At 49.3% G+C, this 605-nt stretch carries 1 pseudogene; it reads right to left on the bottom strand.

Annotated features, from left to right (window positions below):
- A pseudogene (locus PPOP_RS17755) lies at nucleotides 1-592 on the bottom strand (hypothetical protein); the annotation flags it as partial.
- Nucleotides 593-605: the final 13 nt, after the last annotated feature.

Raw genomic sequence — 605 nt, 5'->3', positions numbered from 1 at the left:
GCAGCATTCGTTTGTTTTCCCACAGTCGAGCCGAGAAGTCGGCACCGCTCCATGGGTAGGAAAGCACGTTCGTAATCATATCCTCGTTGATTTTAGCGAATTCGTGAATGAAGCCAACGCGCTGCTGGATATCGTATGCTTTCTTGTAGTAGCCTGCTGTGAACAGGTCTCCGAATTCCTGCCTCATTTGCCTGACACCAACGGTGTAGAGATCATTCAACGACATCTGAATTTGGCCAAATAGAGCTTCAAGGCGTGATATCTGACTGTTGTAGGATAGTGCGTCCAGCTCAGCCTTCAAGAGTGCTTTGACTGCCTCATCTTGCTCCTGATTGATACGCTTCACCCAGTCCCCTATACTGGCCTTCCACTCTTGCATTTCTGGGCGACTGAGCCGACGAACAGCTTCGTCATAGGACAAGTCTTGTTCAGATGCATAGCGAGCATAAAAGTCATTGATACTACGTCTAATCTCTCGGGCAGCTCGCTGGTACTCCGTGAACATACGAGTAGTTAATGCTGCGCCTTTGGCTGCTGATTCAGATTCACGCTGCAGCGCTCGCTTAACCCAGTAATCATTGTTTTTCGTCATCTACCGGCTCACC

It is taken from the genome of Paenibacillus popilliae ATCC 14706 (assembly GCF_000315235.1).
Classification (GTDB): Bacteria; Bacillota; Bacilli; order Paenibacillales; family Paenibacillaceae; genus Paenibacillus_B; species Paenibacillus_B popilliae.
The sequence above is the reverse complement of the archived record's forward strand: the minus strand, read 5'-3'. Positions and strand labels throughout refer to the sequence as shown.